At 47.7% G+C, this 14,347-nt stretch carries 11 protein-coding genes; 7 read left to right on the top strand and 4 right to left on the bottom strand.

Annotated features, from left to right (window positions below):
* Positions 1-1,022 precede the first annotated feature (1,022 nt).
* From ACO0LE_RS18245 to fabI, 6 genes are all read left to right on the top strand, one after another.
* The gene (locus ACO0LE_RS18245; RefSeq protein WP_422961763.1) at positions 1,023-2,804 is read left to right on the top strand and encodes an ABC transporter substrate-binding protein; all 1,782 of its coding nucleotides are present in this window, start codon (positions 1,023-1,025) and stop codon (positions 2,802-2,804) included.
* A 238-nt stretch (positions 2,805-3,042) separates the two neighbouring features.
* Positions 3,043-4,890 (top strand): ABC transporter substrate-binding protein, encoded by a 1,848-nt coding sequence (locus ACO0LE_RS18240; RefSeq protein WP_422961762.1) that lies wholly within the window; start codon positions 3,043-3,045, stop codon positions 4,888-4,890.
* Between the two features lie 181 nt (positions 4,891-5,071).
* Positions 5,072-6,010: an ABC transporter permease gene (locus ACO0LE_RS18235; RefSeq protein WP_422957221.1), complete on the top strand. Its 939-nt coding sequence runs from the start codon at positions 5,072-5,074 to the stop codon at positions 6,008-6,010.
* 8 nt (positions 6,011-6,018) lie between these two features.
* Positions 6,019-7,125 (top strand): ABC transporter permease, encoded by a 1,107-nt coding sequence (locus ACO0LE_RS18230; protein ID WP_422961761.1) that lies wholly within the window; start codon positions 6,019-6,021, stop codon positions 7,123-7,125.
* Positions 7,126-7,134: 9 nt separating this feature from the next.
* A complete protein-coding gene (locus ACO0LE_RS18225) occupies positions 7,135-8,823 on the top strand; it encodes an ABC transporter ATP-binding protein (protein ID WP_422961760.1) in 1,689 nt (562 codons plus the stop codon).
* Positions 8,824-9,250: 427 nt separating this feature from the next.
* Complete coding sequence (gene fabI / locus ACO0LE_RS18220; RefSeq protein WP_422961759.1) at positions 9,251-10,033, top strand: enoyl-ACP reductase FabI; 783 nt, start codon at positions 9,251-9,253, stop codon at positions 10,031-10,033.
* An 89-nt stretch (positions 10,034-10,122) separates the two neighbouring features.
* Here the strand turns inward: fabI and ACO0LE_RS18215 are convergent, their stop codons facing one another.
* The 4 genes from ACO0LE_RS18215 to modA are packed head-to-tail and all read right to left on the bottom strand — an operon-like array spanning position 10,123 to position 12,868.
* Entirely contained in the window at positions 10,123-11,013 is an 891-nt protein-coding gene (locus tag ACO0LE_RS18215; protein WP_422961758.1) for a sulfate/molybdate ABC transporter ATP-binding protein, read from the bottom strand.
* Between the two features lie 6 nt (positions 11,014-11,019).
* Complete coding sequence (gene modB, locus ACO0LE_RS18210) at positions 11,020-11,700, bottom strand: molybdate ABC transporter permease subunit (RefSeq protein WP_422961757.1); 681 nt, start codon at positions 11,698-11,700, stop codon at positions 11,020-11,022.
* The gene (locus ACO0LE_RS18205; RefSeq protein WP_422961756.1) at positions 11,697-12,116 is read right to left on the bottom strand and encodes a TOBE domain-containing protein; all 420 of its coding nucleotides are present in this window, start codon (positions 12,114-12,116) and stop codon (positions 11,697-11,699) included. Before ACO0LE_RS18205 ends, modB begins: the two co-directional genes overlap by 4 nt.
* The gene (gene modA, locus ACO0LE_RS18200) at positions 12,113-12,868 is read right to left on the bottom strand and encodes a molybdate ABC transporter substrate-binding protein (RefSeq protein ID WP_422961755.1); all 756 of its coding nucleotides are present in this window, start codon (positions 12,866-12,868) and stop codon (positions 12,113-12,115) included. The genes ACO0LE_RS18205 and modA overlap by 4 nt, the downstream gene beginning before the upstream one ends.
* A 333-nt stretch (positions 12,869-13,201) precedes the next feature.
* Here modA and bcsZ point away from each other — a divergent pair, with 333 nt between their 5' ends.
* Positions 13,202-14,302, top strand: a complete 1,101-nt coding sequence (gene bcsZ / locus ACO0LE_RS18195; protein ID WP_422961754.1) for a cellulose synthase complex periplasmic endoglucanase BcsZ — start codon at positions 13,202-13,204, stop codon at positions 14,300-14,302.
* Positions 14,303-14,347 lie beyond the last annotated feature (45 nt).

The raw sequence follows: 14,347 nt of genomic DNA, 5'->3' as shown, positions 1-14,347 counted from the left end.
CGACTACTTTGACCCCTAATCCGTTGATCAGGGCGTACACGAGTACGACGTGAAATGCAACGACCAGCCCTATCCCTAGCAACTTCTTGCCCGGCTCTTGCTGGCGATTTGAAAAATCCATACCTACTTTCCTCCGAATACCACAACATATTGCTAACAGGCATACCCACTTCAACAAATACTGAACTGGATAACCATTAAAAGGTGGCACGCATATTGGGTGCCGATCTGACTCAAGCAAACTTCATGCTCAGCGCAGAACGACAAATCGCATTTCGCCAAAAAAATGAATTATATGGCGAAGCAACCGATTGCGTACCCATTCTTTCACTCAATTTTTTGTAAATACAAAATAAATCCGGTTTTAAAAGAATTTATTTTCAGCCATATCACATCATGTATATGAGTGAGATCAGTGAATAAGTTGACCGTATTTACATCTAAAGATTTATGTAAAAAAAAGCGTTTTTTCACATAAGAAATGAAAATGAAAGCATCAAAAAAATTTCGATGGCGCATGGAACCACTTCTGAGCACGCCCTGTCAATACTCGCTATTTTACATTTCCCAAAAAAACAACAGCCAATTTTTTAGAGAGAAAAACAGACAATTGCGATGCATTCCATTTGTGCTTTGCAGCAAATAAATAGTGCGTAGATATAACATTTGCGACAGAAGCTACTTTTATTTTGTGGCAGACCTAAACATCCAGAATAAAATTTTTTTTCATCTCAAAATCATTGCATATTCGGCTGAATATTATGTATCTCACATTGTGCATTTTGGTGCAGAACAGCATTGCTCTTGCCATTCATGCAAATAGAAAGATAGTATTTTTTACAAGTCAAAAAATATCGCGCCATATTGGTGCAAATAAATAAGAAAAATAAATTTTACTTTTGTGCTGTACCGTATTGACTTGCGTTATGGTTACGGCTTTTTTAGCCCCCTGCCTGCCATGAGCCTTTACCCGTATGAAGAAAGCTCAAAACAACGTCAGAAAAATGAAGAGGTGTCGAGTAATGTTGGGTTCACTTAAATTAAAGCTCATTGCGTTTGGTCTGATCCTGATGTCGGGCGCGACGACCACTCTGGCAGAGAATCCGGCAAATCCGAACAAAATCATAAGGCAAGCATTTGAAGGTGCGGATGATGGCTTTGATATGGTTAAAACATCCAATCACTATTCAGGCTGGGTGGTGAATGCTATTTTTGAACCGCTGCTCACCTATGATTATCTGGCACGCCCGGCAAAACTGATCCCAGGTACGATAGAAGCGATGCCGGAAGTCAGTGACGCAGGCAAAGTTTTTGTGTTCAAAATCAAGCCAGGCATCTTCTTCGCCCCAGATGATGCATTTAAGGGTAAAAAACACGAGCTGACCGCACAAGACTATATATATACCTTTAAACGCATACTCGATCCGGTTAACCGCTCCCCTCACGCCAGTTTCATTGACGGCAAAATTGCGGGTATGTCCGAAGTCCAGGCAAAAGCAAAGAAAACCGGTAAGTTCGATTACGACATGCCCATTACAGGCTTAAAAGCGCTCGACAAATACACACTCAGAGTCGAACTCCAGGACACCGACTATAACTTTCTGTACGTGATGGCCTATTCTGCCTTTGGTGCGGTCGCGAAAGAAGTGATCGACACTTATGGAGAGCAATCAGGTCTGCATCCTGTCGGCACTGGTCCCTACATGATGGAAAAATATCTGCCTCGCAGCAAAATTTTTCTCAAGGCGAATCCGGAATACCGTGGCTACATCTGGGACTTCCAGTCATCGGGCAGTGCCTGGGATGATCAGATCGTCAAAGTCATGAAAGGTAAAAAAATGCCGCAAGTCGGCAGAGTCGAGATCAGTATTATCGAAGAAGAACAATCCCGCTGGCTAGCGTTTCAGGATAAACAGATTGATATAGATAAACTGCCTCAGATCGCCGCACCTGCTGTACTTGACGGAGACAAGCTCAAAGCCTCCTTTGTCGCAGAGGGTATCAAAATGGACAGGGTCGCCGACGCAGGCCTGACTTTCTCCATGTTTAATATGCGTGACCCCGTTGTTGGCGGTTACACCAAAGAAAAAATCGCACTACGGCGTGCAATCGTTATGGCTTATAGCAATGCGGACGAAGTCGCTCAGATGCGGCTTGGGCAAGCGATTCGTGCCGAGAGCATGATACCGCCGGGTGTCGTCGGATATGACCCGAAATACCGCAGCAGCATTCCTTATGATATTGGCCTCGCCAACAAACTACTCGATCATTTCGGCTATAAACGCGGTGCTGATGGCTACCGCAACAAGCCAGACGGCTCACCCCTGGTCATTAAAAAAACCATGGAAGCGGCCAATATCTATAAGGTACAAGCAGAGATTTTTAAGCGTGGACTGGATCAACTCGGTATTCGCATCGACTTCGTGGTCAGCAACTTTGCGGACAATCTGAAAGCCGCCAGTGCCTGCCAGCTCGCGATGTGGAGTGGTGCCTGGAATGCCGACTATCCTGACGGTGAAAATTTCCTGCAATTACTGTATGGCCCTAAAGCAGGTCAAGGCAATCACGCCTGTTACGAATCGCCGGCCTATGATGCAATGTATAGAAAAGCCATGTCACTACCCTCTGGCGAAGAAAGAAATAAAATTTATTCGCAGATGAGTCGTCAGATCGAAGCAGATACGCCATGGGCATTGCACTCAACACGTATCCGCAGCTGGCTGATACGGCCATGGATACAAGGTTACAAAAAACATCCTATCCTGCACGCAGACTGGCAATATCTCGACGTTGAGAAGCATTGAAATTGCCCATCAATCAGTATCAAGAACAATTCAGGACACTCAGAACTGTTTGGAACAGGTATAGACACAAATAAATACGCGAGTAAAGTGAAAACACTAAGACGTAAAAGCATCAACTGAGGCCCAGTGTCTTCGTTTACATTTGCCAATATATTGTCTCTGTATTGTCCATATTGTTGTCCATACAGTTAAACAAGTATTTTTATTCAGGTCGCTTTAACAAGGAGACCCACTAGCAATGAAGTCATCATCTATTTTGCACAAGCTCATCGTTTCGCATCGACCAAAAGTCTCCGCACTCGCACTTGCCATCGGTGTATTCACCAGCCTCGCCTCCCTCCCCGTGTCTCATGCAGACGCCGCGACCAGTCCGGCAGATCCTGACAAAGTATTGAAGTGGGTATTCAACGTTGCGGAGACCGGTTTCGATCCGGGTGCCGCAAAAGATTTATATTCAAACGGTGTTAACTACGTCATCTTTGAAACACTATATTCGTATGATTACCTCGCCAGCCCGGTCAAACTGATTCCGCGTGTGGCGGAGAGCATGCCGGAGGTCTCTGCCGACGCAAAAACCTATACGATTAAAATCAAGAAAGGCATTTTCTTTACGCCGGATGAAGCATTCAAAGGGAAGAAGCGCGAGCTGACCGCTGCCGATTACGTCTACACATTAAAGCGGCTGATGGATCCCAAACTATCCTCGCCGCATTCCTGGCTAATCGCCGGAAAAATTGCCGGTCTGGACGCCTTGGCCGCACAAGCCAAAAAAACTAATAAATTCGACTACGATGCCAAAATTCCTGGCCTGGAAGTCGTCGATAAATATACCTTGCGGATTCACCTGAACGAACCGGATTTTAATCTCGGCCTGATTCTGGCGCACAACCCGACCGGCGCCGTCGCACGCGAAGTCATCGAAAAATATCAGGACATCCAGGGTCAGGTCATGTCCAATCCTGTCGGAACTGGTCCATACATGCTGGTGCCAGATGAATGGGTGCGTGGATCTAAAATCATACTTGTCGCGAATCCCGATTATCGTGGCGACGTCTGGAATCATCAAGGCAGCAGTCCTGAAGATCAAAAAATCATGGCCGCAATGAAGGGCAAGCGCATGCCGCAGATTGGTCGTATCGAAATCAATGTCATGATCGAAGACCAGTCGCGCTGGCTCGCTTTCCAGGGTGGCGAGGTCGATATTTTTGAGCTAGAAGGGCCACTCGCTCCGCAGGCGCTGGACAACGGCAAACTGAAACCCGCATTACAGAAAAAAGGCATCTTACTCTCACGGATACCTGACCCTGAGCTCACCGTGTATTACTGGAATATGCAGGATCCGGTCTGGGGTGGCCTGACAAAAGACAAAATCGCACTGCGCCGCGCCGTTGCGATGGCGCACAACGTCACAGAAGAAATCAATATTGTCTATAACGGCAATGCCGTTCCACTCGACTACCCTATACCACCGGGCGTAGTCGGTCATGATCCTAATTATAAAAGCAGCATTCAATACAATCCGGCCGCCGCCAATATGTTGTTAGACAAATTTGGCTACAAAAAAGGGCCCGATGGTTTCCGCGCCCTGCCCGATGGCAAACCGCTGGAAATCCGCTACACCGCACGCACAGGTCCGATCGGCAAGCTGCAGACCGAGGTCTGGAAAAAAACCTACGACTCGATCGGCATCCGCATGAAAGAAGATCTGGTGCAGTTTTCCGAAATGCTGAAAGCAGAAAAAAACTGCCAACTACAAACACGCAATGCACCGTGGATCGCCGATTACCCTGACGGCGACAACTTCATGCAATTATTTTACGGCCCTAATTCCGGTTCAACGAACAATGGCTGCGTCAAGATTCCAGAATATGACGCTCTGTACGTACAGTCACAGAAACTACCACCTGGTGCAGAACGCGATGCGCTATATCACAAGATGGCACGGATTATGGAAGTCAATACAGCACAAAGAACTGGCTTTGCCCGCTACAGAAACATGCTGGCACAACCCAGAGTCATCGGCTATAAAAAACATCCGATTATCTATGGCGAATGGATGTTCTTTGATGTTGAGAAAAATAAATAAGCCCTGAGATCGTGATCGACTTTTATCTATCTTAGGGTTCAAGCAAAATGACTCCGGCAAGGCGCAGCAAGCAAGACCGTATCAATACCAATAACGATAGGGTGCTGCGACACCGCCGGAATGTTTTGCCTGAGTCCTGTATACCAACAATCGCGTAATTAACTTAGTTAGAAAGTACTCCATGACCGCCTATATATTGCGCCGCTTATGGCAGATGGCACCCACGATGCTGGGGGTGATTTTGCTGGTGTTCTTTTTATTTAACTGGGTAGGCGGCGATCCCGCCTATATTCTGGCAGGCAAAATGTCAAACGCTGAGCAGATTGCAAATATCCGCACCCAGCTTGGTATTGATCAGCCTTACTATGTCCAGCTAGGAATTTTCATCAAGCAAATTCTTACGTTCAATTTCGGCACCAGCTGGAGCACCGGCGAGGCCGTGTCCTCCATCATCGGCACACGCCTTGGACCATCACTCACGGTGCTGGTACCCTTAACAATCATCGAAACACTGATTGCGATTGCACTTGCGCTGGCGATTGCATTCCGTCGAGGCAGCCTGACCGATCGTGGAGTTATGATTGCCTGTACCTTCGGCATGTCTATCAGTATTCTGGTCTACATCATCGTGGGGCAGTATTTCTTTGCTTATAAACTGGGACTGTTTCCTGTTCAGGGCTGGGGTAATAGCTTTGCCGAAAATCTGTTCAAATATTCTGCACTGCCCATCCTGATTGCTCTCGCTGTCGGTGTCGCCCCCAATCTGCGCCTGTTCCGCACGTTTGTACTCGACGAGGTGAATCAAGACTATGTACGCACTGCACGCGCTAAAGGTGTGTCCGAGGGCCGGGTCAAATGGGTCCATGTACTACGCAACGCCTCAATCCCCATTATTACGCACGTCATGTCGAATTTGCCGGCATTGCTGATCGGCGCGTTTCTGATTGAGCGCTTCTTCTCTATTCCCGGTATCGGTCGTGAAGTCATTCTGGCGGTAGAGCGTAGCGACTTCCCTGTCATCAAAGCGATCACTGTCTATGTTGCCGCCGCAACGATGTTCTTTAATCTGTTGACCGACCTGCTGTATCAAGCGGTTGATCCACGAGTTCAGTTGAAATAAGGTTTCCCATGTCAACGTTACAAACAAATCACACTGCATCGCCTGGATTGTGGGCACTAGCATGGCGCCGGCTGCGCGCCGACAAAATTGCGATGTCAGCCATGTCTGTGGTCATCGCCTTTTTAGTGGTTCTGATCTTATCGGCCACGGGTCTGATCGCAGCCGATTGGGAACAAGAGATTGGTGCCAGCTATGCGCCACCGCACTTCATCGGCGCGGACTCCTCAATGGCTATTGCCAAAGTAGCAGACGAACCTTTACCTGATAATCCGCTGGACCCTTTAGCCGATGTCCTGCGCGAATTGCGTAAAGTGCCGGCAAGTCAGCAAGTAATTATTACCAATGAGTATGGCGTACCGGATCCACTCGCTAAAGAAATGAGCGAGATCTATACGGAGCTGGCGAAGGTAGGTAAAGCGACCGTTGCTGCCAAGCTCGATACACTGCCGTTTGGCGCGGACAAATGGGGACATGACATCATCAAAAAAACGATCAAGGGAGCAGAAACATCGATCATCGTTGGTCTGGTCGCCGCCTTCCTGGCAACCCTGCTGGGCACACTGTTTGGTGCACTGGCGGGTTACTTCGGCAATCGTGTCGATGATTTTTTTAACTGGTTTTACAGCATCTTCACCTCGATTCCCTACCTGCTATTGATTCTGTCAGTCGCCGCCGTATTACAGCAAAAAGGCGTGACTACGATTATTCTGATCCTTGCATTTACTGGCTGGACAGGTCCATTCCGTCTGATACGTGCAGAATACATGAAGCATAAAAACCGCGAATACGTCTGGGCCGCTGACGCAATCGGTGCATCGGATTTCCGTAAGATGTTTATTCATATTTTTCCGAATGTCAGCCATGTCGCCTTAGTCCAGGTATCGATTCTGGTCGTCGGCTTTATCAAATCAGAAGTCATTTTGAGTTTCCTTGGTTTTGGTGTACCCGTTGGTGTGGTGTCCTGGGGCAGTATGTTGAATGAAGCGCAGAATGAACTCATTCTGGGTAAGTGGTGGCAACTGGTCGCCGCGACGGCGGGGATGGCTGTATTAGTCACCGCCTTCTCTTTGTTCACCGATGCCCTGCGTGATGCGCTCGACCCCAAGCTCAAATAAGGACAGACCATGAGCCAAGAATCATTACTAAAAGTTGAGAATTTGCGTGTCTCTTTTCGTATCAATAAAAAAGAGAGCGTAGAAACTGTTAAAGGTATTTCCTTTGAGATTCCGCGTAATTCAACCGTCGCCCTAGTCGGTGAATCCGGTAGCGGCAAATCGGTCAGCTCGCTCGCGATCATGGGCTTACTTCCGCCCGATACCTCCAGTATTGCGAAAGAAAGCAAGATCACCTTCGAAGGCCGTAGCTTGCTCGATCTCAGCCTGGCTGAGCGCCGCCAGTTATGCGGCAAAGATATCTCGATGATTTTTCAGGAACCGATGACGTCCCTGAATCCGGTATTTACCGTGGGATTTCAGATCGGCGAAGTTTTGCAATTGCATATGGGGATGAACGCCAAACAGGCGCGGGCCAGAGCGATTGCCTTGCTTGAAGAAGTCGGCATTCCTGACCCTGCAACAAAGATCGATGCGTATCCAAGCCAAATGTCTGGCGGTCAGCAGCAGCGGGTGATGATCGCGATGGCAATTGCCTGCGAGCCAAAACTATTGATCGCCGATGAGCCGACAACTGCGCTCGACGTCACGATACAAAAACAGATTATTGATCTGATCGAAGCGCTGCGTGCAAAACATAAGATGTCCGTGCTATTCATTACACACGATCTCGCACTGGTAGGCGAAATTGCCGATCAGGTGATCGTCATGCGTAATGGCGAGGTACGTGAAGCCGGTGATGTGAAACAGATATTCGAGCAGCCAAAAGACACGTATACACAAGCCTTGCTGCACTGCCGCCCTACTCTGGATTCGCGCCCGTGGCGTTTGCCTGTGATCGCTGATTTTATGAATAACCAAGGCGCCGTCATCAATCATAAAGAACGTCCCCGCGGTCTCAAAGGGGATGAAGATATCGTCCTCGACGTACGCAATCTGGGTAAGAGTTTTTATAGCCGTGAAGGTTTTTTCGGGAAGAAAGAATTCAAGGCAGTCGAAGGCGTGTCATTCAAACTGGCGCGTGGCAAGACATTGGGCGTCGTCGGTGAATCTGGTTCCGGTAAGACAACGGTAGGTCTGACACTGATGCGCTTGCATCAGGCAACTTCAGGTGAAGCTATCTTTGATGGCAAGGATATCTTGTCCATGTCGAATAAAGACTTCCTGCAATATAAGCGTCGAATTCAAATTATTTTCCAGAATCCCTACGCCTCGCTGAACCCACGCTTTACCGTAGGCCAGATTCTGATGGAGCCAATGCAGATACATCAGATTGGCACCAATGACACCGAGCGCTCACAAATGGCCTACACTTTATTGGAAAAAGTCGGTCTGCCTGCGGTGGCTTTTCACCGCTATCCGCATGAATTCTCCGGTGGTCAGCGTCAACGTATAGCGATTGCACGTTGCCTGACTATGAAGCCGGAAGTGCTGGTGTGCGACGAATCAGTCTCTGCGCTGGATGTGTCGGTGCAAGCTCAGGTATTGAACCTGTTACAGGATTTGCAAGAAGAGTTTGGCTTGTCTTACATTTTCATTTCGCATGATCTGGCCGTCGTCAAATATATCGCCGATCAGGTGATGGTGATGAACAAAGGCAAAGTCGTTGAGCTGGCAAATTCAGATGACTTGTACCTGAATCCAACACAGGCTTACACCAAGACCTTGCTTAACGCGATTCCACGTGGTTTGCATTCTTAGTTAATCGCTTTAGTTTTGCTTCTGCATCGCTTCTGCGTCGGCTCTATTTCACTCCTACTTCGCTCTTTTTAATGGCAGAACACATTAAAACGAGCGAAATAGCCAGTGGCTTGGGATTTTCAGTCTGATATTGCTTAGTGCCTCATGTGGAAATATTTGCCGACTGGGCTTCTTGCATCTACAATTCCGTGCGGCTGAGGGATTCCTCTAATTGGCGCCAATAAAAATTTGTTCAGAATTATTTCAGCACAATACCGCTGAGTGAGTAACGGATAAGTTTTGGCAACTAAGACGACAACGCGCTGAATTACCTCAATTCATTACATCACTACAACGCACCACAAACCAATACCGCACTGTTTATGCGCTTCTTCAAGGTTTTTTGACCTGTAGGCCGCATAGATACTACGGTAGCATAGGAGTTAATATGGGATTTCTGCAAGGCAAAAAGATTTTGATCACAGGTTTGTTATCAAACCGCTCTATCGCTTACGGCATCGCCAAGGCATGCAAACGCGAAGGTGCCGAGCTCGCATTCACTTATGTCGGTGAGCGCTTTAAAGACAGAATTACCGAGTTCGCAGAAGAATTCGATAGCAAACTGGTGTTTGACTGCGACGTTGGCAGTGATGAACAAATTAATGCCGTATTTGCGGATCTGGCCCAATCCTGGGATGGCCTCGATGGTCTGGTACATGCGATCGGTTTTGCACCGCGTGAGGCGATTGCCGGCGATTTCCTCGATGGCTTATCACGTGAATCCTTCAAGATTGCGCATGATATTTCCGCATATAGTTTCCCGGCGCTGGCCAAAGCGGCACTTCCAATGTTGCGTCAGGATTCTGCACTGCTGACCTTGTCCTACCTCGGTGCGACAAAAGCTATTCCAAACTACAACACCATGGGTCTGGCAAAAGCCTCGCTGGAAGCCTCCGTACGTTATCTGGCAGAATCGTTGGGCAAACGCGGCGTGCGCGTCAACGGCATCTCCGCTGGTCCAATCAAGACGCTGGCAGCGAGCGGCATCAAGGATTTTAGTAAATTGTTAGGCTTTGTCGCGGCAAATGCGCCTTTGCGTCGTAACGTAACAATTGATGATGTCGGCAATACTGCGGCGTTCTTACTGTCGAATTTATCTGCCGGCATTACAGGCGAGATTACTTATGTGGATGGTGGTTTCTCACACGTCATGGGTATTACGCAAGACTAAAATCTGCACCTCTAAAATCTGCATCTTGCAATGAAAAAGCGCTCTACGCATAGAGCGCTTTTTTGTATCCGGCACTGATGACTAAAATGTCAGGAGTAGTCCTGAGACTTAAAAATCAAAGGACTGAAGGCCTTGGTCGAAATAGAGATGTAATCACCAATTTCTACATCATCGATCTCATCTTGAGACGCAATAATTTCAACGATATCCTGCCCCACCAATAAAGACAAAATAAAAACCACTTCTTCGCGCCGGATCGCCAGAACCTGAGCCCGTAAATTCAACTGCCCTGCCAGTCTCTGCTGTAAAAATACTTGTGCCGGGGTACCTGACCGGACAACCCGTCCCTGCTCCACCACTTGTACTTTATCAGCCAGTTTGAATACCTCACCGACATCGTGACTAACCAGGATCGTCGTCAAAGAATAATCCTGATGCAGCTTTTGCAATTCGTCCTGTAAGCACGATCGCATTGCCAGATCTAGGGCCGACAATGGCTCGTCAAGCAACAATAATTGCGGCTTTCTGATCAATGCGCGAGCCAGCGCAACACGTTGCTGCTGCCCGCCCGATAACTGCGCCGGCAGTTGATCCTGTAAGGCAGTAAGTCCAGTCGCATTCAGTAACTGATCGATTAATGCGTCGCGATGAGGATCCTTGCTATGAAGCGCATAGGCCAGATTGGCGCGTACACTCATATTCGGAAATAACGCGTAGTCCTGAAAGACAAAACCAATACTGCGCTTTTGTGGCGACACCATGATTTTTTTCTCAGAATCAAACCAGCACACGCCATCGACCACAATCCGTCCATGATCTGGCACAGTTAATCCTGCCAACATGCGCAACAATGTGGTTTTTCCTGCGCCGGAATCTCCAAACAGACCAAGTAGCTCACCACGCCCGAGATTCAGTTGTATATCCAGATTCATCACACCGGACGAACTCAATAACTTCTTTTGCAGGTTCAGCTCTAGCATGGCCATTTAAAAGGTTTTCAACATACGTTTATTGTTCAGATAGACCAGCAGCAAAATGGCAAAGCTGATGGCAAATAAAATCATTGCGTAAAAATGTGCAGCAGCATAATTCAAACTTTCGACCTCATCATAAATCGCAATCGATGCGACCTTTGTAACGCCCGGAATATTCCCGCCTATCATCAGCACAACACCAAATTCGCCGACCGTATGAGCAAAACTTAATACGACTCCAGACAATAACGCACTGCGGCAATTCGGTAGCAAAACACAGAATAAGGTAGTCAGATCAGATTTACCCAGAGTGCGCGATGCCTCCCTGAATGAAGCAGGCAAATTCTGCAAACCCGACTGCAATGGGTGCACCATAAACGGCAAACTGAAAATCACCGAACCGATGACCAGACCGCTAAAACTGAACACTAATTTCAATCCCAGAACTTGCTCCAGCCAGTGTCCAAACGCCTGTTGCGGACTAAAGGCAAGCAAAAGATAAAAGCCAAGCACAGACGGCGGTAAGACCAAAGGCATGCTGACCAGCGTCTCCAGAACTGGTTTTATACGACTGCGTGTGTATGCCAGCCAATAGGCAAGCGGGATGCCTGCACATAACAAAATGAAGGTGGTCAACAAGGCCAGCCGGAAGGTTAACCACAAAGGTTGCAGATCAGGCACTGTAGCGCTCATACGCTTGCATCCGTTAAGTCAGACAGCAAACTCATCTCATTCGATTTCACTAGCCCCTCAACCTGATCACCCAGCTCTAGCTGTAAATGACGTGCAGAGCGCGTTGTAATTACCGAGTGCAGCATCATGCCATCCATCTGCATGGCAACACGTGTCAGCAATTGTCCATACTCCAGTCCCGTAATGATGGACGGCATACGATTACGCAAGCTGATCTGACCAGTTAAATTTTTCGCGAGGGCGACTTCTGTTTCTTTAAATAAGAGGTTCACCGCTTGTCCGTTCTTCCATAACTCAAACTGATCAGCCGCCCCCATTAAGGTCGCAGTAAAGCAATGTGGCCCGACCATCACATCGACAATCGCGACACTACCATAAGCTTCAATCGCAGCAATCTTCCCCGAGAATTTATTCATGGAAGCAAATAACCGTAGCGCTCAAAAATTGCACGGGATTTAGCGGAGTAGATAAAGTCAAAAAATTGTTGTGAAATTTTAGGATGATGATCTTTACCATAGTTGAGAATAACTGCGCCTTGCGCAATCGGCTGATAACTCGCCGGTGGCACATCAATCCATTTCCCCTGCCCCTTCATCTCAGCAGATAACACAACCGACTTGGCAGTAAAGCCAATGTCGGCCGCGCGCGAGTGGATATATTGGTTGGTCTGCGAAATACTCTCGCCGAAAACGAGTTTGGCTTGAAGCGGCGCAGCAAGTTTGTAATATTGAAGACTGTTCATCGCCTCCCGTCCATAAGGTGCGGTCTTGGGATTGGCAATGGCGATTTTATCGATAGCGGTGCTGGCAAGCAGTGATTGCCAGTCACGCAGATCCACGTCTTTGAGTGTCCACAACACGAGCGCACCGCGGGCATAGACCTGTGGTGGCGAGACGCTAAAACCTTCTTTATGCAGCTTTTCCGGAAATTCCATATCGGCCGAAAGAAACACATCAAACGGCGCACCATTCATGATCTGCGTCACAAACTTACCAGAAGAGCTGAAACTGGCCCGTATGTCATGCCCTGTTTCTTTTTTAAACTCGATTTTCAAGTCTTCAAATACGTACTGGACATTGGCAGCAACAGCGACCGCAATCGTCTCAGCCTGTACTGCAGGAGCCAGAACGCCAGACAACACCAGAAAAATAAACGCAGGTATTTTCATTTAATCCTTATTGACGATAAACTAGGTATGTCTGTGAATCGAACTTAGGCAAAACCACTCCGTCAATATTACCGCGCTCTTGTGTACCATGCATACGATGTGTACTGTCGCGTCACTGCACATAGCGGGAATAATTTTGTACAGGTTCTGTACCTCTTGTTTCATTGAGTTATAACTCCTGGCACTCTCCGAATTTTACAAACAAATTCCCTATACGTCTTTGACGAATTCCGACAATTTCGACTTAAGCCTAAAACAATGACCTATCCGGATAAAACAGCATCACTATCGACAAAAATAATAACGATATCCATGCTATCTCTGGGATTGTTCATGATTGACGCCAGGGCAACAACTACTTGTGACAAGAACTGGGCTGAGTGGGACACATTTAAAAAGAATTTTATCAATGAAGGTGGTCGCGTCATTGATGCGAGTACGCAGCGCCTCCAGAGTACATCAGAGGGGCAAGCGTATGCTTTATTTTTCGCCCTTGTTGCGAATGATCGTAAAAGTTTTAATTTACTGTTGAGCTGGACTGAGGCGAATCTCGCAGAAGGTGACCTGACAGCACGCCTGCCTGCCTGGCTATGGGGAAAAAAAGATGATGGTAGCTGGGGTGTCATTGATAAAAACCCGGCTTCAGATGCCGATCTTTGGCTCGCCTATACCTTGGGCGAAGCGGCAAATGTGTGGAACGACAAACGGTATGCAGCACTCTCAACGCTGATCGCAAAACGTATCTTGCGTGAAGAGACCGCAACACTGCCCAAACTCGGACTGACTTTATTGCCAGCACCGAGCGGCTTCACTCCCAGCACAACGAGCTGGAAATTAAATCCTAGCTACATGCCGATTCAGATTCTGCGCTGGTTTGCCAGCCATAGCGATGACGACCGCTGGGACAAATTAATCAGCTCATCGGTCTCGGTCATCACTCATTCCGCGATCAAAGGCTTTAGCCCGGACTGGACTATTTTTGATGCTAGCAATGGCAGGCAAACCTTCATTCCCGATTTGCAAGGTGCAGAAAAAGGGAATGGCGGCTATAACGCGATTCGCGTTTACCTCTGGGCCGGCATGCTGTCAGAACAGGAGCGGTATCGCAAAGATATACTAACAGCTCTCAAACCAATGGCGACGCTGATCGAAGGCAAGGGCTATCCACCGGAATTGATCAACATTGATACGGGTGAATTTAATAAACCAGCGTCCAGCGGCTTTTCTGCGGCGGTTTTACCTTTTTTAAAAGCATCTGGCGCGCATAAAGCATATGAAGAACAGAATTTACGGATACAAGCCCAGACCATCAAAACCGATGCGTATTACGATCAGGTTCTCGCTATGTATGCCCGCGGCTGGCAAGAGCAACGCTATCAATTTAACGGTAAGGGCGATGTCTTGCTAAAATGGAAATCAGCTTGCAGCAACTAGTCATGTGTCAGCGGATTTCTGATACGTAGCTGCTTTTTCCTGAGA

This window comes from Undibacterium sp. Xuan67W (assembly GCF_049340165.1).
Lineage (GTDB): Bacteria > Pseudomonadota > Gammaproteobacteria > Burkholderiales > Burkholderiaceae_D > Undibacterium.
Note: the sequence above shows the minus strand (reverse complement) of the source record. Positions and strands in the feature narration are given on the sequence as shown.

What these genes read in the sequence shown, in the direction of transcription:
- ACO0LE_RS18245 (WP_422961763.1), top strand. Translation starts at nt 1,023, where the DNA reads ATGTTGGGTTCACTTAAATTAAAGCTCATTGCGTTTGGTCTGATCCTG.
- ACO0LE_RS18240 (WP_422961762.1), top strand. Translation starts at nt 3,043, where the DNA reads ATGAAGTCATCATCTATTTTGCACAAGCTCATCGTTTCGCATCGACCA.
- ACO0LE_RS18235 (WP_422957221.1), top strand. Translation starts at nt 5,072, where the DNA reads ATGACCGCCTATATATTGCGCCGCTTATGGCAGATGGCACCCACGATG.
- ACO0LE_RS18230 (WP_422961761.1), top strand. Translation starts at nt 6,019, where the DNA reads ATGTCAACGTTACAAACAAATCACACTGCATCGCCTGGATTGTGGGCA.
- ACO0LE_RS18225 (WP_422961760.1), top strand. Translation starts at nt 7,135, where the DNA reads ATGAGCCAAGAATCATTACTAAAAGTTGAGAATTTGCGTGTCTCTTTT.
- fabI (WP_422961759.1), top strand. Translation starts at nt 9,251, where the DNA reads ATGGGATTTCTGCAAGGCAAAAAGATTTTGATCACAGGTTTGTTATCA.
- ACO0LE_RS18215 (WP_422961758.1), bottom strand. Translation starts at nt 11,013, where the DNA reads ATGCTAGAGCTGAACCTGCAAAAGAAGTTATTGAGTTCGTCCGGTGTG.
- modB (WP_422961757.1), bottom strand. Translation starts at nt 11,700, where the DNA reads ATGAGCGCTACAGTGCCTGATCTGCAACCTTTGTGGTTAACCTTCCGG.
- ACO0LE_RS18205 (WP_422961756.1), bottom strand. Translation starts at nt 12,116, where the DNA reads ATGAATAAATTCTCGGGGAAGATTGCTGCGATTGAAGCTTATGGTAGT.
- modA (WP_422961755.1), bottom strand. Translation starts at nt 12,868, where the DNA reads ATGAAAATACCTGCGTTTATTTTTCTGGTGTTGTCTGGCGTTCTGGCT.
- bcsZ (WP_422961754.1), top strand. Translation starts at nt 13,202, where the DNA reads ATGATTGACGCCAGGGCAACAACTACTTGTGACAAGAACTGGGCTGAG.